21 protein-coding genes are annotated in these 19647 nt (G+C 49.1%); 10 read left to right on the top strand and 11 right to left on the bottom strand.

Annotated elements, in window-relative coordinates:
• Positions 1–2: 2 nt before the first annotated feature.
• On the bottom strand, positions 3–2165 hold the full coding sequence (gene flhA / locus DSM117340_RS06590) for a flagellar biosynthesis protein FlhA (protein ID WP_354690011.1): 2163 nt from the start codon (positions 2163–2165) through the stop codon (positions 3–5).
• 262 nt (positions 2166–2427) lie between these two features.
• Here flhA and DSM117340_RS06585 point away from each other — a divergent pair, with 262 nt between their 5' ends.
• The 6 genes from DSM117340_RS06585 to DSM117340_RS06560 all read left to right on the top strand — a co-directional run bounded on the left by DSM117340_RS06585 (position 2428) and on the right by DSM117340_RS06560 (position 5944).
• Positions 2428–2976 carry an LPP20 family lipoprotein gene (locus DSM117340_RS06585; RefSeq protein WP_354690010.1) on the top strand — a complete coding sequence of 183 codons (549 nt, stop codon included), beginning with the start codon at positions 2428–2430 and terminating at the stop codon, positions 2974–2976.
• Between the two features lie 77 nt (positions 2977–3053).
• Complete coding sequence (locus tag DSM117340_RS06580) at positions 3054–4127, top strand: hypothetical protein (protein WP_354690009.1); 1074 nt, start codon at positions 3054–3056, stop codon at positions 4125–4127.
• The gene (gene flgA, locus DSM117340_RS06575) at positions 4124–4855 is read left to right on the top strand and encodes a flagellar basal body P-ring formation chaperone FlgA (RefSeq protein WP_354690008.1); all 732 of its coding nucleotides are present in this window, start codon (positions 4124–4126) and stop codon (positions 4853–4855) included. Before DSM117340_RS06580 ends, flgA begins: the two co-directional genes overlap by 4 nt.
• A 34-nt stretch (positions 4856–4889) precedes the next feature.
• Complete coding sequence (gene flgM / locus DSM117340_RS06570; RefSeq protein ID WP_062214797.1) at positions 4890–5189, top strand: flagellar biosynthesis anti-sigma factor FlgM; 300 nt, start codon at positions 4890–4892, stop codon at positions 5187–5189.
• Positions 5190–5220: 31 nt separating this feature from the next.
• Complete coding sequence (locus DSM117340_RS06565) at positions 5221–5502, top strand: hypothetical protein (RefSeq protein ID WP_062214795.1); 282 nt, start codon at positions 5221–5223, stop codon at positions 5500–5502.
• A 37-nt stretch (positions 5503–5539) separates the two neighbouring features.
• Positions 5540–5944, top strand: a complete 405-nt coding sequence (locus tag DSM117340_RS06560; RefSeq protein WP_062214793.1) for a hypothetical protein — start codon at positions 5540–5542, stop codon at positions 5942–5944.
• An 8-nt stretch (positions 5945–5952) separates the two neighbouring features.
• On the opposite strand, the gene DSM117340_RS06555 is transcribed toward DSM117340_RS06560, so the two are convergent.
• Together DSM117340_RS06555 and DSM117340_RS06550 are read right to left on the bottom strand one after the other, a co-directional pair.
• Positions 5953–6525 (bottom strand): sel1 repeat family protein, encoded by a 573-nt coding sequence (locus DSM117340_RS06555; RefSeq protein WP_062214791.1) that lies wholly within the window; start codon positions 6523–6525, stop codon positions 5953–5955.
• 77 nt (positions 6526–6602) lie between these two features.
• The gene (locus DSM117340_RS06550) at positions 6603–6992 is read right to left on the bottom strand and encodes a hypothetical protein (protein WP_205623923.1); all 390 of its coding nucleotides are present in this window, start codon (positions 6990–6992) and stop codon (positions 6603–6605) included.
• Between the two features lie 202 nt (positions 6993–7194).
• Between DSM117340_RS06550 and DSM117340_RS06545 the strand changes: the two genes are divergently transcribed.
• Complete coding sequence (locus tag DSM117340_RS06545; RefSeq protein WP_354690007.1) at positions 7195–8298, top strand: sigma-54 dependent transcriptional regulator; 1104 nt, start codon at positions 7195–7197, stop codon at positions 8296–8298.
• Between the two features lie 19 nt (positions 8299–8317).
• Here the strand turns inward: DSM117340_RS06545 and fliD are convergent, their stop codons facing one another.
• The 3 genes from fliD to DSM117340_RS06530 form a co-directional block, all read right to left on the bottom strand.
• Positions 8318–9937: a flagellar filament capping protein FliD gene (gene fliD, locus DSM117340_RS06540; protein ID WP_354690006.1), complete on the bottom strand. Its 1620-nt coding sequence runs from the start codon at positions 9935–9937 to the stop codon at positions 8318–8320.
• Between the two features lie 69 nt (positions 9938–10006).
• On the bottom strand, positions 10007–11236 hold the full coding sequence (locus DSM117340_RS06535; protein WP_354690005.1) for an OmpA family protein: 1230 nt from the start codon (positions 11234–11236) through the stop codon (positions 10007–10009).
• A 47-nt stretch (positions 11237–11283) separates the two neighbouring features.
• A complete protein-coding gene (locus DSM117340_RS06530; RefSeq protein WP_062214783.1) occupies positions 11284–12045 on the bottom strand; it encodes a MotA/TolQ/ExbB proton channel family protein in 762 nt (253 codons plus the stop codon).
• A gap of 198 nt (positions 12046–12243) precedes the next feature.
• On the opposite strand from DSM117340_RS06530, the gene DSM117340_RS06525 reads away from it, so the two are divergent.
• On the top strand, positions 12244–12711 hold the full coding sequence (locus tag DSM117340_RS06525) for a DUF1566 domain-containing protein (RefSeq protein ID WP_062214781.1): 468 nt from the start codon (positions 12244–12246) through the stop codon (positions 12709–12711).
• A 273-nt stretch (positions 12712–12984) separates the two neighbouring features.
• Here DSM117340_RS06525 and DSM117340_RS06520 read toward each other — a convergent pair whose 3' ends face one another.
• The 3 genes from DSM117340_RS06520 to DSM117340_RS06510 form a co-directional block, all read right to left on the bottom strand.
• On the bottom strand, positions 12985–13917 hold the full coding sequence (locus tag DSM117340_RS06520) for an ion transporter (protein ID WP_062214779.1): 933 nt from the start codon (positions 13915–13917) through the stop codon (positions 12985–12987).
• Positions 13918–14043: 126 nt separating this feature from the next.
• Positions 14044–14439 carry a hypothetical protein gene (locus DSM117340_RS06515; RefSeq protein WP_062214777.1) on the bottom strand — a complete coding sequence of 132 codons (396 nt, stop codon included), beginning with the start codon at positions 14437–14439 and terminating at the stop codon, positions 14044–14046.
• Between the two features lie 51 nt (positions 14440–14490).
• Positions 14491–15093, bottom strand: a complete 603-nt coding sequence (locus tag DSM117340_RS06510) for an IS1595 family transposase (RefSeq protein ID WP_354690034.1) — start codon at positions 15091–15093, stop codon at positions 14491–14493.
• Between the two features lie 204 nt (positions 15094–15297).
• On the opposite strand from DSM117340_RS06510, the gene DSM117340_RS06505 reads away from it, so the two are divergent.
• Positions 15298–15666 (top strand): hypothetical protein, encoded by a 369-nt coding sequence (locus DSM117340_RS06505; protein WP_354690004.1) that lies wholly within the window; start codon positions 15298–15300, stop codon positions 15664–15666.
• 196 nt (positions 15667–15862) lie between these two features.
• Here the strand turns inward: DSM117340_RS06505 and DSM117340_RS06500 are convergent, their stop codons facing one another.
• Positions 15863–18019 (bottom strand): flagellin, encoded by a 2157-nt coding sequence (locus DSM117340_RS06500; RefSeq protein ID WP_354690003.1) that lies wholly within the window; start codon positions 18017–18019, stop codon positions 15863–15865.
• A gap of 88 nt (positions 18020–18107) precedes the next feature.
• Positions 18108–18359, bottom strand: coding sequence for a helix-turn-helix domain-containing protein (locus tag DSM117340_RS06495; RefSeq protein WP_354690002.1), 252 nt, complete (start codon positions 18357–18359; stop codon positions 18108–18110).
• 98 nt (positions 18360–18457) lie between these two features.
• On the opposite strand from DSM117340_RS06495, the gene DSM117340_RS06490 reads away from it, so the two are divergent.
• The gene (locus DSM117340_RS06490) at positions 18458–19636 is read left to right on the top strand and encodes a tyrosine-type recombinase/integrase (protein WP_354690001.1); all 1179 of its coding nucleotides are present in this window, start codon (positions 18458–18460) and stop codon (positions 19634–19636) included.
• Positions 19637–19647: the final 11 nt, after the last annotated feature.

Genomic DNA, 19647 nt, shown 5'->3' with positions numbered 1-19647 from the left:
CCTCAGACGGTTTCAGGTTCAGTTTGAAGCTCAGAGGCAACCGCTGATGGATTGCCCTCCGCGCCAAGAGCATCAAAGCTGCCAATTGAGGCATAGACTTCAACACGGCGATTTTCGGGGAGTTCGGTAAAGCTCAAAATTATCATATCTGGTATATGCGCGCGCACAAAATCTGAAAACACACGGCGGATTTGCGGGGCGACCACCATAATAGTTGGGCGCCCTGCAGCGCTCAGTTTTTCACTGCTGTCGTTGATAGACCGCATCAACTGTTCCGCCAGACTGCCTTCGAGCACAAGACCGTCTTCTCCGTTTTGGCGCACGGTTCGCAACATCAATTGCTCAAGCTCAGGCGTGAGTGTCATCAAAGGCAGCACGGTTCCCAAAGGCGACACTTGCTGGATAAGTAAGGGTACCAACTTAGGGCGTAATGCCTCCGCCATGTCGTTTGGGCCCATGTTGGGGCCGACAAGGTTTGACAGTCCTTCCAAGATCCGGCGCAAGTCAGAGATTGGAATCCGCTCAGACAACAAGCGGCGCAGAACAAGCGTGAGCACATGTAAAGGCACCAGCTTTGGTACGATAGATTTAACCAGGTTAGGGCTCGCTTCCCCCAATTGATCAAGCAGCGCCTGAACATCATCTTGGCCGATCAAATCAGCGGCGTGTTTGTTTAGCAATTGGCTAAGATGCGTTGAGATAACGGAGTCAGGTTCGATCACCACGTAGTCGTTGGCTTCGGCTTCGGCCTGTTGCTGTGGCCTAATCCAAACAGCGTCCATTCCAAACGAGGGGTCCTTCACCTCGATGCCTTCGATTTTCACTAGGGATCCATCACCCGGCAAAGCAAGCTTGCGGTCGGGGTAAGCAACATCTTCACCAACAATCGTCTGACCAATCCGAATGCGATACTGGTTTGGTTCAAGCGCAAGATCATCACGAATACGCACACCAGGGATAACAAAACCCAAACCCCGCGACACTTCACGCCTTATCCCTGTGATGCGACTTACCAATGGGCCTGACTGTTCTTCATCAACAAGGCTGATAAGCCCATACCCAAGCTGCATAGAAACCGCAGAATAATCTGTGACATCGGCCAACAACACAGTCTCAGAGTCTGTGGCCTCCTCCGCGCCACCATCTTGCGCTTCCAAGTCGGCCTCTGCTTCGCTCAAGTCTTCTGACTTGCGCGCAAAATATGCTGCCGCGGCCGCAGCCGCCGCAAACAACATGAACAATTGGTTCGGCATCCCGGGCACTAGGCCAAGAATAAAAATAACAGCTGCTGTAGGAGTCCAAGCACGCGACAAGTTTACCTGACCACCAATATGTTGGGCCATATCCTGAGTTGAAGACACGCGAGTCACGATGATCGCAGTGGCAATCGAAAGCAGAAGCGACGGAATTTGCGCAACCAAACCATCCCCGATGGAGAGCAAAATATAGGATTGTGCAGCATCAGCCACAGCCATTTGGTGCTGTGCAACACCAATAATGAGGCCGCCAACAATATTGATCGCCAAAATCAACAAACCAGCTATCGCATCACCCTTCACAAACTTGGAGGCACCATCCATCGAGCCATAGAAGTCGGCCTCATCCGCCACTTCCTGACGGCGCGCCGTGGCCTCTTCTGGCGTCATAATTCCGGCGTTCAGGTCTGCATCAATCGCCATTTGCTTGCCTGGCATAGCGTCCAAGGTGAAGCGCGCAGAAACTTCAGAGACGCGGCCTGCACCCTTGGTGATAACCACAAGGTTGATGATCACAAGAATAATAAAGACAAAAATACCAACAGCATAGTTTCCCGCTACAACAAACTCGCCAAAAGCCTTTATGACCTGCCCTGCCGCATCTGCGCCAGTGTGCCCTTCGCTCAGAACCACGCGTGTGGATGCAACATTCAAGGCCAGACGCAAGACAGTTGCGATCAAAATAAGGTTAGGGAATGATGAAAAATCTAACGGACGATGCGTGTGCAATGCAACCATAAGGATCAAAAGCGAAAGCACGATGTTAACCACAAAGAACGTGTCGAGTAAAAAGACAGGCAAAGGCAATACCATCATGGCGACCAAGACCAAGATACCAATGGGAAGCACAGAACTCCCCAGGGCTGCCTTAAAGTCGTCTACGAGTGCGGCGTTGCGTGTCAAATCCATGACAGCCCCCTCCCGTCAAAAAGCCGACAGATATGGCGCGCAACCGCACCCTGAAAACCATAAAAAGGCTTTATTTTCATCCTATCTGTCAAAACCAATCGCCTTGCTTGTTCTGCGGTATGAACCTCTGTAGCATCAGGTATGCAAAGCTTATGCCAACTAGTGTCTCCTAAGCCAAAGAACACTCTGAGCGATGGGTAAACGCTAAGCTGGCACAATTCCTGCAAAGACTGGGCAACGACCACTTTACAGGAGCCGCTCAATGCGCAGCATTCACCAACCACACACCCGCCGCCATCTACGCAAGCTTGCATGTTTGGGTCTTGTCGCCGGCCTTCTATCAGGCTGCCAGATGACGCTTGATAATATGCTGAGCCCCGGCGCCGGAAAATCCGCGGCACAGTTGACTTCAGAATCTCAGTCACGTGAACTCGGGCACACACGGCAGGTTTTGAACGTCGCAACCGTCAAAACAGCACCGACTCCAACAATTTCCTCTGTGGGTTACTCTGTGATCTCTTCACAACCTGGCAAAACGCTCAACCAGCGTAGATTGATGGCGATACGAGCCGCTCGCATGGACGCAATGCGCGCACTTGCCGAGCAGATCCATGGCCTCACGATTGTGAGTGAGACACAGCTCTCAGAAAGCGTACTACAATCCGATACCATGCGAGCAAGCGTTGCAGGCGCCATTCGCGGGGCGCGGACAGTTAAGATTGAGCCCAAGGGCGCCGATACATACGCTGTTCACCTTGAGATTGACCGTGCAACGGTTGCCCAAGTTCTCAAAGCTCACCGCCGGTTCTAAAAATGCTTCGAGTTAAGCTCTCATTAACCTTAAAGTTCGCAGCGTTCTGTTTTGCGACATTGGGTGGAATTGACCATATGCAATTGGCGCATGCTGGCGTGATAACAGTTGAGACTACAGGACAGGCTGTGGCAACAGGCGCCGCGTCGGATACGCAGCTTGAACGCCAAGCACTGCAACAAGCGCTATACCTAGCGGCGTTGAAAGGCGGAGCCAAGGTAAATGCCTACACAGCAGTATCGCAATCGGTGATGACAAGTGATGTGCTGCTGGTGCGCCCAGATGCCAAGATACTGGATTACACCGTACTCGGTGCCGAGACTAACTCAAAAACATCAACTGTCAAAATCCGCGCGGTTGTAGGGGAGCTTGATGCGCCTGCCCTTTGCGAGCGGCGGGCAGATTTAACCATCGCACTTTTTCCACCGACACTAAATGTTGATCACCAGGCCCCCCCATGGTTGATGGCCCTCAGAGGGCCAACAACCGAAGCCTTAATGAACAGTTTGATGGCGCAGGACAACGTTAACGTACGGCTTCAAAACCAAGTCACAGCCACCACTAACAGCACCTTATCGTCAGAATTTAACTATGCTTCCCTCACCCAAGGCGTATCTGCACAAGCAAAAACAACCGCCAAAAGCCTGGCGTTACGCCCTCACATCAAAGTTCATGCCGTTAGTACAACGGTTATGACAAACCTTTTGCCTGTCACACTCACCGTTTTTCTCGACAGCGGATTAAGTGACGTCCCACCGTTATCAGCCAAACGCAGTTTGGTACTGCCGCTTCAACCACGTAGCGCAATCGCGGCATTGGCCAAGAGTGCGAGCAATCCGCGCAAAGACACAACCGACGCTATTGCTGAAAGTCTGAGTGAAATGGCAAAAGACTTGCTAACAGAACGCGCCTGTCAGCCCCTAGCTGCTCGTCTTGAGGCGCAGAATGACGCGCTGGTTCTGCCGTTCGGCCTTAATGATGGCCTTACCAAGTTTCACCTTGCCTATACCGAGGGCGATGACACTGCCTACGAAATACTCGAGATTGTTGCTCTCACCCCTCATAGCTCTACACTGCGGCCACTTGATAGCACGCGCAAAAACATCGAGCTTGCAGGGAAGCGTGTAAAATTCATGGAGCTAAAGCAATGAGGCTCACAAATATTCGCAGATCAAAAAGCCTGATGGGCTTGGTCTTCACGTTGATGCCCTTCACTGCATTAGCCAGTGATGTGGTGACAGGCGCAGATATCAAAGCGGCAATCCTGACTGAGCTGGCCCAACATAATATCACCTCTGATCCCCAAGTTTCAGAAAGGCGCCGATATTTCAGCTGCTCAAGCCCTCTTCAGGTCACACCAAAATTCGATGACAGCTGGGAGACCGCCAGAGTTGCCTGCCCTGAAAAGGGCCGGGATTGGCACATCATTGTACGCACGGGACAAGTCAGCCCACGAGCTGCCGTTTCGCCTGACAAGACAGCCCAAACTGGACCCGAAGTCGTAGTGCTGCTCGCAAGTGTCAAAAAAGGCGCTGTTATAACCGACGATATTGTGGCACTCACAAAACTGTCCTCGGGCCAAAGGGTGGGCGGTTTCTTTCGTCCTGAAGATGTTATCGGCCGTCGCGCCAAACAAAACCTGAGCGCGATGCAACCCATCAAGGCGCGCCACCTGGAACATCTGTGGACTCTGGAAGTTGGTCAGCCTGTAAACATTGTCCAAAAAGTAGGTGGCTTTGAGGTATCCAGCGTTGGAGAAGTACTTGAAAACGCCCAAATTGGTGATATCATCGAAGTTATAAACACCCGTTCTGGCAGAAAAATCAGTGCCTTAGTCGAAAATTCAAAAAAAGTTACGCCGATTGCTAATATTAACTGATATCAGGTCGTTAAGTATTTATCAGGAGGATGTCATGGTTGACTCAATTAAACAAAATGTAAGGCAAATGGTAGCACCGGCGCCGCAAGACGCCAATACTGCCTCCAGTCGTTCAGCCGTTGCGAGCATGGGCGCAGTGCCCGATGCTCCAAAGGCAGCAGAAGATAGCCAGGTTTCAGTAAAGGCATCAGTGTCTGCACTTGCGCAAACACCGCCAATAAATATGGAAGCCGTATCGCGTATTAAACAAGCGATCGCAGACGGGAAATATCCGATAAATCTCGATTTGGTATCAGAGCGCCTGATGGAAAGCTACATCGAGATGAAAGGGTGATGGTCAATAAACTGAGCAAAAGGGCCGCATAATGCAGCTTGAAAAAGCTCTTGTACGTCTCCAAAAACTACTAGAAGACGCAAGCCTCTCCTCGGGAGACCCCGCTGTGTTGTCTGAGAACTGGCAGGAAATACAGACGTTGTTGTCAGACGGTCTGGCGCCTGCTCTCACGGGTGGAGCTGCTCTGCCTTTAGGTGCAGAAAAAAAATCCGAAATCGAAAAATTAATCACTAACATCGCGTCTTTGGAACAGAATTTGCAGTTGAAGCGTCAAGCGCTTGCAGCCTTCGTTCCACAAAAACAGGACGATTAGAGAGGTTAATCAAGCGCTCTACTACAGGAGCAAGCCAATGATGACCCAAGCCTTACTGACACAAGACACTTTCCTTATCGTAGCCTTTGCAGTTACGCTAACCTTTCTAAACGTGTTGGTATCATTAGGACTTTATGGTCGTCTCAATAAAAGCATCGCAAAAACCCACGTGCAGACAGAACAAACTGTGGGTTGTGCCGTCAACACTTTGCGCAACGAAATCAAATCTATCAGCACGAGACAATTGAAAGAAGAGCATGTAAAAGTAGAGCCCGTTGTCAGACCAGCGCAGAAGAGCTTTGAGGAGGCGATCGCACTTGCAGAACTAGGGGTGAGCTCTGAGAACATCGCGCGTGAGACAGGCCTTTCTGCAATTGATATCAGCGCCATCGTCCGCTTTCATTCAAAAAAGTCACCTGATCCCGCAAATCCCCTCACCTAAGCTGAAGATCACTCAGAAACAGAGGATGCTGTTGGTTGCGAGAACAATGAAGCACTGAAAGCATCTGCTGCTTTCGTCTGAGCCGCAATTAATGCGTCAGGCTCAAGTTGGTCAGATAAATCCGCGCTACCAGCAGCACCACCATGGATGCCAAGCGCTTGCGCGATGGAATACCAAATATATGCCTGCTCTAAGTTAGGCTCTTCCAAAAACTCGGCATTCAAACGCGCATATTTCATAATCGCAGAGCGCTCTGACGCCTCCAACTGCCCTTCAAGACGCTCGAGCAACCGGTTATAAACCCCCTCGCGCGCTTCAACTGGTAGAAAATCTGATAACTCAGATACCAACGCTTTCGCTCTTCGCTCGCTACCCAAATCAGACAATACAGCCCAGTAATATGCTTCAAGATAGTTGCGAGGCTGCCCCAAACCCGCTTTTAGCAACAAGGCCATGTTAAATTGCGCATCTGCGGCTCCATGCTCGGCAAGTGGGCGAAAACCCTCAATGGCTTCGGAGTAGTTATGCGCGTGCACCGCCTCCACCGCCAGATCAAACGCGGCATCTGTGTCTTCGTCCATCGCAAATGCAGGTTCAGGTGCGCTCAGGCATAAGAGGAAAGCTAAAGCACCATTTCGAAAAAATATAGCCGACATAGTCACTTTCCAGCCACCATCACCAGCTGAAGATACAGAACGCGCGACTTAAACTTTGATCCTGGCTGTTGCTCATAAACCACTATCTTCGGCCGATCAGCTACCGACTTTGTGACTTCTATCAGCATGGTTGACGGTAAATGCACACCACCATCTTCCAGCGCGACCAAAGGCCTTGTGCTGAAGTGGTGCTCAAATTCTGGGTCAAGCCAAGCACGGGCCAGAGCCCTGCCCAGAATATCTGGTAGTTGCTTACGCACCTCTTCACGATTATGAAGCGTTACATCTTCGCCAGCCAATAAAGGCTGAGCGCGAAGGCGCGAGCCATGCTTTGCCAAAGTGTTCTTCGTGCCTGAAACGGGCACCAAAGCTGTCGATTTTCCAGGTGTCATTGTTCGCTCTCTGCCGTCCCCAAACTAAAGTAGACTTGAGTAACAGTTACATGTTAGCATATTAATATAACGCAGTTAAATACCTCCAAAAAATTATTTTTTACTTCTCAAAACAACAAATATCATTAGAAATTTAAGTATATGATAGTTAGATTTTTTTTCAAAGATAGCTAAAATCCAATTGTCATACGGACCTCAAACTATGCCCCAAGAGTTACGCTCGGCTACCTCTAAGATTATAGTCGGGACAGCTCCCGCAACTCAGCAAATGAAGCGCTTGATAGAAACCATAGCACCCTCTTTTGGGCCAGTTTTGGTAACTGGCCCCACAGGAGCTGGCAAAGAGCTTGTTGCGCAGGCATTGCATGAAGACAGTGGGCGCACCGGCAAACTTGTAGCTGTGAATTGTGCCGCGATCCCAGCAGAACTGATGGAATCTGAACTGTTTGGATATGAAAAAGGTGCATTCACAGGTGCCGATAGACGGCGTACTGGAAGATTTGAACAGTCACACGACGGCACTCTATTTCTAGATGAAATAGGTGACATGCCCCTAAGTCTACAGACTAAGCTTCTGCGTGTTCTTGAAAACCACACAGTGCAGCGCGTCGGGGGGAATGATGATGTGAAACTTAATCTCAGACTGGTCTGCGCAACGCATAAAAACCTATTGGACATGGTAGAAGCCGGAAGCTTTCGCGCTGATCTTTTTTATCGTCTAAATGTTTTTCCAATTGTGGTTCCAGCTCTCGCTGACCGAACTGAAGATATTATTCTTCTGCTCAATGCATTGGTCTCCAAAAGGTACGCGCGTGACGCATCGTGTAAGCCACCAATTTTTTCTGATAGCGCCCAAAAAGCTCTGTTGTCTTACAATTGGCCAGGCAACGTGCGAGAGTTGCGCAATGTTATCGAACGGGCTTTCGCCTTGTTTGATGGCCGCGAGGTAACCGGGCAACATGTGCGTGAAAACCTGCTCTCTCTACGTCTCCCAAGCGAGCTCGTGCCTGCCGAGCAAGATTCTCTATGGGAAGCAACAAGCGACTTGTTCGGAAACCCAAGCCCCGAATTTGCAGTTTTCATGACAGAGCCGCCAAAACCAGAAGACTATAAACCCTGGTTTTCGCACTATGACGATATAGATTTGCGCGGGCACCTGCGCGACATTGAAGTCGTTTTAATTGAAGCGGCTCTCAGCGTCACCGACGGAATGGTCAGCCACGCAGCTGACAAGCTTGGCATTGGGCGCACAACCTTGATTGAAAAAATGAAAAAGCTGGTGATCGATAAAAAACAAGACGCTTGATTGAATCAAACACCTCACCTCAATCAGACTTGTTCCAAGCGTCCATCATGGTGGTGATATATTCCCCTGTAGACTTCAACTGCGTGACCATCTGCTCCATTTTGGCAAATCGCTTTAATTCACGCGCTTCCAGCACCACAGCACGTTCATCCAAGTCAGACAAAGCCTCGGTATACTCAGTCGCTTTTTCTCTAAAATAGGTCTCTTTGGCCGAGATCTCGCCTTGCTTTCCCAATACATCCTCTAAATAATTGGATAACTTATCAACAAGCGAGACACCTATATAGACTTGGCTGTCCAAGGGTACGCCCTCTAAAACCTTAATTGTGATACCGTCAAAATCACCCGTCAAGCGGTAGAATTCCAGTTGGCCCTCACTATTGGTGCGCGAAGACAAAGCCTGTCCGTTTATCGTGGCAGCTTCAATATCAGAATCATAAACAAAATTATAAACGCCTTCTGGGGGCTGCGACTTGAGGCCAAAGCTAAGGCTCAAATTGCTCTGCTCGATTGTATTTAGAGATTGATAAACAGCCTGAAATTTTTCAGGAGCATTTTCAAACATATAGTTCAGACGTTCTTCATCCAAACTCAAAGTTCCATCCAGCTCAGTCCGCACACCAATTTCAGAAAGATATAGCGGCTCACTGCCAAATCCGTTCAGAGGCGCAGTCGTCAGAGCCGAAAGCTCCCGCTTAATTGCCGCAATACCCGCATCTCCCACCAAGGCGCCTGGGGCAGCGCCATTGAGGCCCCGTGCTGTCGCCGTATCCAGATAACTGCGCAAAGTGTTAATATCGGAGACCAAAGCCTGCAGTTGCGCCGTTGCGCCGACCCTGTCTTGTATGATGTTCAAGTTTACCGCACTGCTCGTCACCGATGCAAGCGTCAGCTCAATGCCTGGCATAATGTCGCTCAAACTGTTGCTAGGGCGCTCCAGCGTGATGCCGTTCAGCACGATTTTTGCGTTACTAGCAGCCGTTACCTCGTTTGTGCCATCCGTTGTGTCAAAATCAACTGGTCCACCCGTTGACGCGGTGAAACGCAAGGCGTTTTCCTTGCCCATCTTCGACACCACACTTAACGAGAATGTCCCATTCCCTTTATCAACAACTTGGGCCGTTATGCCATCAAGCCCATCAAGCTCTGCTGCCAGATCACTCAAGGTGCTCGAACTGCTTAATGTAATGATACGTGAGTCCAGATCGCCGTTAGCGCTGAAAGTGCCATTCTCCCAGACGCCAACCTCCACTGTTAATGTACCTGCGCTCAGAGTGGCGTCCGCCGCGCTATAGCCGCTAAACTCCAACACCTGGACACTGGCCAACTGCGTCACGCCAATCTGCGTAACACCAGGGCTCAACGCACTGCTATCCGTCACTGTCATCGACACAGCGTCGTTAGAACTCTGTAGTTTAAATAGCCCCCCTGTGCCCGCACTTTGGAGCCCAGTCTGCAAGGCGCTCATCCGCGAACGCATCATGCCCACTTCTGATACAGAAAGGTCATTGGCGCTTGATTTATCGTTCACAAGCGCCTTCGCAGGCTCAATTTCAGCATCAACAATACTTCCCACCAATTGCGTAATGTTGAGGCCCGAACCTTTTGAATTGAGCGTGCTTAGATAATCTACCGTCATCGCTTTCGTCTCCTTCCTCACCATATCATCTTAAACGACGCGAATATCGATCTGTTAAGAACGTCAGTATTAATAGCTGATCTCAATTTCAATCCGGCGGTTCTTTTCGCGTCCTTCAGGGGTAGCATTGCTCTCCAAAGGAGCTGTTTCGCCTAAGCTAACCGCTTTCATTTTTCCGGGGGCCACAAGACCGGTCGCTTGCATCGATTGGACAACACTCGCCGCACGCGCCGCGGCCAAATCCCAGTTATCACGGAACAAAGCTCCATCTGAAATCGGCACATCATCTGTATGTCCCGTTACAGTGACTTCGCTGTCCCCCTCCATCGAAGCAAATGCAACGCGGCTCAAAATTTCATTTGCAGCTTGTGTGAGATCAGCTGAACCCGAAGGAAACGCTCCCCCCGCACCAACAGTCACAAAGACTGAGCCTTCACGCTGCTCAACTGTAACCAAGCCTTGAGAAATCTCTTCGACAAGCGCGATAGCCAAGCGATCTTGAGTTAAGGTAGCACTTTGTATCGCCGCTTGCTCTTGCTGTTGCTCGACAATTGTTTGCTCTGATGGGCCAGTACTGTCACGGTCGGCACTCGCAGCTTCGGATAATTCCTTAAGCTGCTGCTCCAACCCTCCAAACAATACCTCACTCTCAGCCTGTCCGCTTGCATTGCGTGCTTCAGCCAAAGCCGCAAGTGTATCCTCAAGCAAACTTGGCAAGTCTTTTTCCTTGATGCTATCCGATGGGAAGTTGATCACAACGTTCTCGCCCATCATTTCAACAGAGACATCGCCACTGGCAATAGCTTCTTTCAACGCTTCACCAAGCTCAGCGGCGTTCATTTCTGCAGCCGTTTTTTGCCCCTCTGTCTCCCCAGCGTTGCCAGAGCCTTCCTGCTGACCGAAATCATCATTCTTATCGCCATCCACGGCATCTTCTTGCTTACTATCAACCTGGACTTCAGGCTTCTGCACCTCAGTGGTTTCCTGTGTCATTTCTTGTGTCACCGAAGGGCTCGGTGAGGGGCTAAACTCCATAGAAATAACGGTTGTTCCTTTGGGTTGTTCGACCACAGGCACAACTTTTTGAACACCAAAAGCGTTTTTCAAAGAGCCTGAAATCATTTTAAACTTCGGTGTGTTAAACTCAGCAAAAGACAAGATCAAAACAAAGAACGCCATCAACAAAGTCGCCATGTCGGCAAATGTTGCCATCCACGCGGGCGCCCCGACTGGAGGACACTTTGGGCATTCTTCCTCTTCCTCTTCCTGTTCTGTTTCCATATCGACTGCGTCGGCCATGGTTTACTCCTTAAAAGCTCAGCATTTCAAACTCTCGACGGCACTGGTTAAGCAGCTTCAAGTTTAGCTTGCAGCTTTGGTGGCAGGTTTGCTGCCATCTGGTCTTGAATGTTTCGTGGGCTTTCGCTGCGCGCGATCCCGCGCAATCCCTCAATCACCATTTGCCGGTAAGTTACTTCGTAAGCGGTGTAACCTTCGAGCTTGGTCTGCATGGGCATAAACAGCACGTTCGCAATGAACGCGCCGTATAGCGTAGTCAACAAAGCAACCGCCATCGCCGGACCAATAGCTTTGGGGTCGGCCATGTTTCCCAGCATCAAAACTAGGCCCACCAGTGTTCCAATCATTCCCATCGCTGGGGCAAGGTCAATCCAGGCCTTGATACACCCCTGATTTTGCTCATGACGCACTTTCATCGACTTAATCTCTTGATTGAGCTGTTTAACAAGCTTGCCCTCATCCGCGCCATCAACCAACATTTGAAGGCCTTTCTCAAAGAATTTGTCCGGAACTTGTTGCCCCTCCAGCGCCATCATACCGTCCTTGCGCGCGATAGTAGCAAGCTCGATCATGCGCTCGATCATTTCGTCCATTTTCTTCACAGGCGGCAAGAATGTTTTCGCCATAGCTCCAAAGCTACCCAAAAAAACAGGTAACGGTGCTGTATACATTGCCGCAAAAAAAGTGCCCCCAAACACGATGAGAATTGATGGCACATCAATAAATGCGCCAAGCCCCCCACCCGACAGCATCGCGCCGACAATCATGCCAATCGCGCCAATAAGTCCAATCAGTGATGCCAGATCCATAAACTGTGCCTTTTCGTCAAATTCTTAAGATTACTGTCAACTTTCATGCCAACTTGCCCTCAGGCATTGAGCGGTTCAGCTTTTATTTTAAGATTTATAAACTATTTAATGGTATTAGAAATGCAGTATGTCAAACTCTGGCTCAAATCTTGCAATTTACTGTTTTAATTGAAATGCCACAACACCGCGGAGAAAACTATGTTGCGCTTTGTTTTTGCTATTATAGCTATATTGGCCTGTCAGCCAGCTTCGGCTCAGTATTACGCCCGCGGACACATTATAGACGACCTGGTGCAAAAAATAAGTTGGTTACGCTGTAGTTTAGGGCAAAGATGGCAACCAGACAAGCTAACCTGCATTGGAGAGGCACAACGCCTGAATTATAATGAGATTGAACAGGCCATTGCACAAGCCAACACTCAGCTTGGGGGCAGCTGGCGCTTGCCCACAAAATCAGAGTTGCAAACGCTTGTCTGCGACACCTGTTACGGTACAAAAATTGATTCTGTACTGTTTCCCAACACGGCTGCAGAGCCTTATTGGACGTCAAGTAAGAACTGGGTGGCACCGCGCAACCGTTGGAGTATCAGCTTCATGACAGGCGAGAGCTATGGACGTTTCTTCCCCGAGCAACGTTTGGCGGTGCGCCTTGTATCGGATAGATAATATCAGTTGTCTTTTGGCTTGAAGGCTTCACATAGCGTTGATATCCGTTCTGGCCTCGCGGGTGCTGTTGAGTTCCGTTTGGCGGCGCAACCAAAGCACAGGACATATCTCATTCCCTTCCCGAGACATGCTTGCCCAATACCTCTGACAAAAACGGGGGAAGGGTTTCGGTCACAAGAAATAGTTGCACTCCCATTCTCAAGAAACATAACGTGGATGCCTGTCGGAGCTGCCGCTTAAACAAATGAGCGCCTCCTGTCTGAAGCTACCTCCTCACGGCCCGTGAGCTTTTGTTGCCCTGACTTGCTGCACAAGTTCATCCGCTCGTCGCTTTGACATCCCAAATTCTTTGCGCAGGACTTCAAGCGCTCGTTCCTCATTGTTATCGAGGATTCCATCAAGCAAGAACAATCGCACCTGATCTTCAAATATCAAGCGGCGCCGCTCCATTTGAGAATTGAAAGAGGACACAACAATCCCAGTGATGAGAGCGACAACTATCACGCCAAATATCGCAGCTGTTGATGCAATAATCTTACCTGCGACCGTAACGGGTGTGATATCACCGTAGCCAACGGTGGTGAGTGTAATCAAAGACCAATACATTGACCCTGGTATAGATTTAAATCCATCAGGATGAACGCGATGTTCGGCAAAATACATGAGTGAGGAAGATACGATAAACACGATGACAAACAAATACAAAGCCGCATAGAATGACCTTCGTTCTTCCATGATGGCTTCAAACAAGTCTTCCAGCGCGGAATTATAGTTTGAAAGCTTCAAAATGCGCAAAAGACGAAATGCGCGAAGTATTCGTAGATCCACGTAAGGGAAGATGGCTTGGATATAAAACGGCAGTATTGAAACCAGATCAATGATACCGTTGAAACTCGTAATGTAGGCCCACCTTTGTTTGAGCCGGACTGAAAAATTAGGCGCCAATGCTATTGGCAAAGGTGCGCTCCAAATCCTCAGCACATACTCAACTGAAAAGATTAAAATACTGACGGCTTCAATTGCGTCTAAATATGCTCCAAACTGTTCGTAAATCGACGCAACAGACTCTAAAGCGATCGCAACAATATTAATGATGACAAGGGTCGCTAAAAAGTAGTCGACGTATCTACTGCCTTTGTCACCATGCTTAGCGTGCTGTAGGACTGTACCGCATCTGTTTTGAATGCGTCTGTACGCAGTACCCATGACGTGACCCTCCCTCAGTAGCAGCGCATGAGTTAATTAACAAAAATTCGCACCTAATAATAAAAAATATGAGTTCTCCAAGATATTTGGATAATCCTTTGAATTTGCCCTATCTTGACGCCCCATTTATTGTCCACCCAATGAGTCACGTAATGACTGGAATGTTGCGTTCTCTTTTTCCGAGGTCTGACAGTCAGCCGTAAGCGTCATGTTTCCTGTGACGCGCACGGGGGTTCCCGAAAATACCACACCCTCGTATTTTTTTGCCAAAGACAGCGTTAAGTAATGGGTATTGATTGTATTTACGCGGGCATAACCGCCAGAAAAAGCCGTAATCTTACCCGTTGTCAAATCTTGCACCCTAAAGGCGCTTTCGCGCAGTGGGCAGTTGTTCACTAACTGCACGTGAGCAACGACCGGCTTAGGTGTGACATTGAGAAATTGTGGCATTGTCATGAGCATATACACCCCAACTAAAGCTACCCCGAGTATAGCAAGCAGTGCCCCAGTCTTAAGCGCCATTCTACCACCTCCCAGATATCCTAATAACAAATAAGGGGCTGTTCTAGATAATTAGCCCATATTCTTCCTAACCCATTGTCTTAGTGTCGTTAACTGGCGCTTTGGGTCAGGTGTGTTGAAGCGCCACTCGAATTCTTTCAAATATAGCGCAAAATGCTCTCTCGGGACACCGTTGAATTTGCGCATATGACGCTTGGCTTGGTTCCAAAAATTCTCGATGCCATCGATGTGATTTCGGCCCTCTGCAAAGAGCTCAGAATGATTGATACGGAAGTGCTTGAACGAGCTGAAATCAAGCGCGTTGTATCCCCGCCAGCTGTGTGAATAAACGATGCTGTCGGGCGTCACTTTACGTTCAATGATGGGCACCAGCGTCTTCCCAGCCGCATCTGGGATCACGCGTGTGTAAACTTTTCCACCATGCTTGAGTAGACCAAATACAGGGATTTTCCCAGCAGCGCCGCGTCCGCGCCTGCCTTTCTGGCGACACCCAGAGTAGCTCGCGTCAACCTCAATCTCGCCACCTAACATGGCTTCGCTCTCAGCCTCTGGCTCGTACGCGACAACCTCGCGCAGACGGTGGAAGTAGAAGGCTGCGGAATTGCGATGCACGCCGACGAGGCTGGCCGCCGTTCGCGCCGTGGTTCCTGCTATAAATTGTTAAATCAAGCGGCCTTGCTTCGATTGGTTGATACGACTCTTTCTCATAGTCCCTTTGAAACCCCTTAATCGGGTTATCTAGGACAGCCCCTAAGTTATTTTAAGCTATAAATTATAAAAGGAGTTCACCCTGTTGTATCAATCAAGGCAACCGTACGTATTGAAGGAAACGAGCAATTAGAAGCATTAATCGCAAACTTGAGAGAGCTTGAGCGTTTTGACGGAACCCGCATCTCGTTGGCTCAAAACAATTCAGACACAGGCATAGCACCGCTCAGCATGTTTGTAGCTGCAGAACCACTACCTGACATTGTACGCAGTGTGCTCTCAGCCGCAGACGCCGCTGCGTCTGCTCATTACACGGCACCACCCCGTGGACAGCCATGGCCCGAACGTGTCGCAGCGGGAACCGCTGCACTGCAATCACGCACACGCTCAATCGCTCATACCGCTCTGCGCAACGGAGCACCGCGTGTCATCACCAACCGCAACCAGTTTTGGCAGCATCACGGCGCAGCACTTGCAGCACGCATTTTACTGCCCCGCCGCCCGTCTAAAAAATTGTAACAGAAACTCAACAAAGTTGCGAAAGGACGTAGTAAAGCGCAGATCTAGCATCTCACTAAGGCGCTCTAGCATCTCCCACTTTGTAGCTAGTATCTCAACATTTATTGTTAGCATCTAACGTTTTTTATCTAAGATATGCGTGAATCAAAAAGGCCCCCGCAAAGCGAGGGCCTTTTCAGTGTCTTGATAGATACTCTTAGCCTTGCAGCAGGCTTAGTACACCTTGCTTCGAAGCATTCGCCTGCGCCAGCATTGCTGTTGCCGCTTGGCTCATGATCTGCGACTTGGTCAGCTCACCAGTCACTTTAGCAAAGTCTGCATCCTGAATGCGGCTCATACCAGATTGAAGGTTGACTGAGACATTCGACAAGTTGTTGATCGTGTGGTCCATCCGGTTAGAAACCGCACCAAGTTCTGCACGCTGAGTGTTGATTTGAAGCAATGCAGCGTCTATGCGTTTGATTGCATCAGCCGCATTTGTGGCGCTGGATACGCTAATAGCGCCAGTGTTTATTGCTTCGGCGACCTCATCAGCAGCAAGTGACTGAATATTTGTAACAACAGTTGAACCACCCTGATTTGCTGTTGTTCCTGTCAGAGTACGTGTCAGAGAAACCCCTGCAGTAGTTGCTGTGTTGGCAGTCACAGTCAACCCAACAATACCAGCTGCATCAATTGTGTCTTTCATTTGTGCAGACAAACCGGCAAGATCATTTGTATATCCATCAGTTCCAACTACAACTGAAAACTCCTGGCCCGCAACTTCGAAAGTATAGGCATCACCAACCGCATACGAAGCAGCTGTAGCTGTACCACCGTTGCCTACATCAGTCCCAGAAATTTCAATCGTTGCAGATGCCTGTGCGCCTACGCTCGTAACGACGAACTCATCACCGCTATTCACTACGCCATTACCCGCAATCACATCAGCTGTGATGGTTACTGTGTTGGCACTAGCGTCTTTTGCAGCGCTTATACCGCTGATGCCAGCATTATTAATTGCAACTGCCAGTTGGTTCGCAACACCTGCAAGAGTATCGCTGTAGCCATCGTCTTCAGAAGTTGTGAAGGAAACAGTTTCACCGAACAAATCAAACGACATCTGTTGACCTGCCACAAATCCACCCGAAATTGTAATTACCCCAGCAGTGCTGCTGGTTGCTGCATCGTCATAAGCAAGTGCTATGGCTTCATCGGTTGTAAGATTTACCTCGGCTGACTCCAAGAAAGGAGTGGTTGACTGAGCGAAACTCAGTGACCCGTCGCCATTGTCGGTTACGATCACGTTTTCAAGACCATTCGTATTTTCGATAGCAGATTTCAACCCTGCAGCTGCACCAAGAATTCCATCGTCAAAACCGTCACTAGCGCTTTGCGTATATGTTGCCGTAATACCGTTTATTACAACAGCGACCACGTCGACTGCAGTGGTGTTATCATAGTCCCCACTTAGAGTAATTGTACTTCCCGAGATAGATGCAGTGTCACCTCCAGAATCCCCATCAGTCACAGTAGCGGAGGTAAGGACTGGTGTAGATGACTGAACAATATCGAGAGTGCCATCACCGTTATTAGTGACTGTCATAGCAGATAGTGTCCCTGCAGCGACCAACGCATCAATATCGTCTTTAAGTTGGGCCGCAACACCTGCAACATCATCAGTGTATTGATCTGTTGTACTAAAAATTATATCGACTTCCACGTCGTTTATCGAAAATTCGAAGGTGTCCCCTTGTTTTGGTTTTCCTTGAACGGTAACACGACCTCCATCGATTAGTAGGCCCGCCGGGCCAGACGTACGGCCCCCCGATGAACCACCACTGACACCGATACCAAGTGCTGTTGATGAAGTGTCGCCGATTGAAACAGCTACACGATCAGACGATGCGTCGCCTGTTCCAATCTGGAAAGTGAAGTCTGAAGCACCACCAGTTTCACCACCCATCAGCGTTTTTCCCGCCCAAGAGGTGTTAGCCGCGGTACGATCAATCTCTGTCAGGATCTGATCAATTTCAAGCTGCAGGCTAGCACGATCATCATCACTGTTTGTATCATTCGATGCCTGAACCGCCAGTTCCCGAGCGCGCTGCAACATATTCTCAATTTCGACATGCGCGCCTTCGGCGGTGTCGATCAACGCCTGACCATCAGAGGCATTGCGGATGGCCATGTTAATCCCTGTAATTTCCGCATTCATCCGCGAAGCGATCGCCATGCCAGCAGCATCATCAGACGCAGTATTGATGCGTTTACCCGACGACAGCTGAGCCATCGCAGATTCCATCTCTTTATTCACTTTGCTCAAGTTCATCTGAGCGTTGATGGACGCGGTGTTGGTATTGCGCGGATTCATCCAAGCCGAACTGCGCTTAAGCAATTGATTTTAAACAATGCATGAAGATTTTAGAAATTGCTTAAGCTAGAAATATAACGCCCAAACGTCATTCCTGACGGATAGACACTCCCAGCCGCCCGTCTGCCATGTCAAAGGTTACCCCAACGGTCGCAAAACCATCGACTAGCTTCTGAAGAGTAGCAACTCGCAATCCATCGAAGCTGCCCGTTTGGCTAGCTGCTGCTTCAATGCGCTTGATTGTTCCAAGACTGACACTCGTTAGCTCCGCCAACTGTAACTGAGAAAGGCCTGCTAAAGCCCGCGCGGCGGCGAGCTGTCTGGGCGTAATAGAGAGCATGAATCAACCTATGTAACTTTCCCTAACTATTACTAATACCCTTGCTCATAGTCCATCACGACAATATATTAGTCTTTATGGCTATTTATGGAGACCTTATGTCTAATATAAAGTTCACAGAAGCTAATTTGAGACGCATTCCACACAGCAAATCTAAAATTCCCGTAATATATAAGGATGCCCGTTACCCCAGTCTGTACTTTTACTCAGGCATGAAGCGGAAAGCTTTTCATTTTAGATTTAGACACCTAGGTCGCTCTAAGATCATTATGCTCGGTAGGTACCCAGTTCTTAGCCTAGACGACATCTTAGAAATCTATGCAGATTACAGGAATATGGTTGCTAAAGGGTTAGACCCTAAGGAGGAGCAACGCGCACAACGTCACGTGCCAACTTTCAGTAGCTTCTTTCAAGATTACTATTTCCCACACATCAAACTTAGAAAGAAAAGCTGGCGGCACGATCGAGCACACTTCGACCACCACCTGAAACGACATTTTGGCAATCGCCAATTAAACCAAATTGTACCAAGCGAAATCCAGAGATTTACAACTAATCAAATCAAAGAAGGATGCAGCTCTAGTAGCATTAACGCTCGCCTCGTAATTTTGGGCCGTGTCTTTGATTTTGCCAATAACTTAAGGATCCCACACATACCAAAACGAGCAGATCTACAAATTTCACTGTTGCCGAATACAAGTAAAAAAGAACGCTTCCTAACACAGGAGGAAACAGAGCGGTTCTTCGAAGCGCTAAAAACAAGCCGCAATCAAACCATATGCTACATTGTGGCGTTCTTGTTGCTCACCGGAGCTCGGGTTGGCGAAGCTCTTTCCGCAGAATGGCGACATATCGATTTTGACCAACGCCTATGGCGTGTACCGTTAACAAAATCTGGACAACCAAGAACGATCGTTTTGTCTGAACGAGCAATTGATATTCTGCAAAACGTACGTGACTGGCAGCAAGAACACCTAAATCAGGCCCCTACCCCATATGTCTTTGTTAACCCTCACACCATGCAAGCATACACAACAATCCAAAAGCCATTCTATCGTGCTCGACGCATGGCTGGATTAGAAGACGTTCGCATCCATGACCTAAGACATAGTTTTGCAAGTGCCTTGGTGAACCGTGGTGTTTCAATCTATGAGGTGCAAGCCCTCCTGGGACATTCGTCCGTTGTCACGACAATGCGTTACGCACACCTTTCTCAGGAAAAATTAAAGGCTAGCGTAGTTGAAGCCTCTAACTTCTATGAGATCGACGCATACTAAGTACCAAAAAA

The organism is Lentibacter algarum (assembly GCF_040580765.1).
In the GTDB taxonomy this organism is placed as follows: domain Bacteria; phylum Pseudomonadota; class Alphaproteobacteria; order Rhodobacterales; family Rhodobacteraceae; genus Lentibacter; species Lentibacter algarum.
Note: the sequence above shows the minus strand (reverse complement) of the source record. Positions and strands in the feature narration are given on the sequence as shown.

Excerpts from the sequence above, each read along its gene's own strand:
- DSM117340_RS06520 (WP_062214779.1), bottom strand. The coding sequence starts at position 13,917 with ATGGGTACTGCGTACAGACGCATTCAAAACAGATGCGGTACAGTCCTA.
- DSM117340_RS06560 (WP_062214793.1), top strand. The coding sequence starts at position 5,540 with ATGATGACCCAAGCCTTACTGACACAAGACACTTTCCTTATCGTAGCC.
- DSM117340_RS06585 (WP_354690010.1), top strand. The coding sequence starts at position 2,428 with ATGCGCAGCATTCACCAACCACACACCCGCCGCCATCTACGCAAGCTT.
- DSM117340_RS06580 (WP_354690009.1), top strand. The coding sequence starts at position 3,054 with ATGCAATTGGCGCATGCTGGCGTGATAACAGTTGAGACTACAGGACAG.
- DSM117340_RS06530 (WP_062214783.1), bottom strand. The coding sequence starts at position 12,045 with ATGGATCTGGCATCACTGATTGGACTTATTGGCGCGATTGGCATGATT.
- DSM117340_RS06555 (WP_062214791.1), bottom strand. The coding sequence starts at position 6,525 with ATGGACGAAGACACAGATGCCGCGTTTGATCTGGCGGTGGAGGCGGTG.
- DSM117340_RS06535 (WP_354690005.1), bottom strand. The coding sequence starts at position 11,236 with ATGGCCGACGCAGTCGATATGGAAACAGAACAGGAAGAGGAAGAGGAA.
- DSM117340_RS06565 (WP_062214795.1), top strand. The coding sequence starts at position 5,221 with ATGCAGCTTGAAAAAGCTCTTGTACGTCTCCAAAAACTACTAGAAGAC.
- DSM117340_RS06495 (WP_354690002.1), bottom strand. The coding sequence starts at position 18,359 with ATGCTCTCTATTACGCCCAGACAGCTCGCCGCCGCGCGGGCTTTAGCA.
- flhA (WP_354690011.1), bottom strand. The coding sequence starts at position 2,165 with ATGGATTTGACACGCAACGCCGCACTCGTAGACGACTTTAAGGCAGCC.
- DSM117340_RS06515 (WP_062214777.1), bottom strand. The coding sequence starts at position 14,439 with ATGGCGCTTAAGACTGGGGCACTGCTTGCTATACTCGGGGTAGCTTTA.
- DSM117340_RS06550 (WP_205623923.1), bottom strand. The coding sequence starts at position 6,992 with ATGACACCTGGAAAATCGACAGCTTTGGTGCCCGTTTCAGGCACGAAG.
- flgA (WP_354690008.1), top strand. The coding sequence starts at position 4,124 with ATGAGGCTCACAAATATTCGCAGATCAAAAAGCCTGATGGGCTTGGTC.
- DSM117340_RS06500 (WP_354690003.1), bottom strand. The coding sequence starts at position 18,019 with ATGAATCCGCGCAATACCAACACCGCGTCCATCAACGCTCAGATGAAC.
- fliD (WP_354690006.1), bottom strand. The coding sequence starts at position 9,937 with ATGACGGTAGATTATCTAAGCACGCTCAATTCAAAAGGTTCGGGCCTC.
- flgM (WP_062214797.1), top strand. The coding sequence starts at position 4,890 with ATGGTTGACTCAATTAAACAAAATGTAAGGCAAATGGTAGCACCGGCG.
- DSM117340_RS06525 (WP_062214781.1), top strand. The coding sequence starts at position 12,244 with ATGTTGCGCTTTGTTTTTGCTATTATAGCTATATTGGCCTGTCAGCCA.
- DSM117340_RS06490 (WP_354690001.1), top strand. The coding sequence starts at position 18,458 with ATGTCTAATATAAAGTTCACAGAAGCTAATTTGAGACGCATTCCACAC.
- DSM117340_RS06545 (WP_354690007.1), top strand. The coding sequence starts at position 7,195 with ATGCCCCAAGAGTTACGCTCGGCTACCTCTAAGATTATAGTCGGGACA.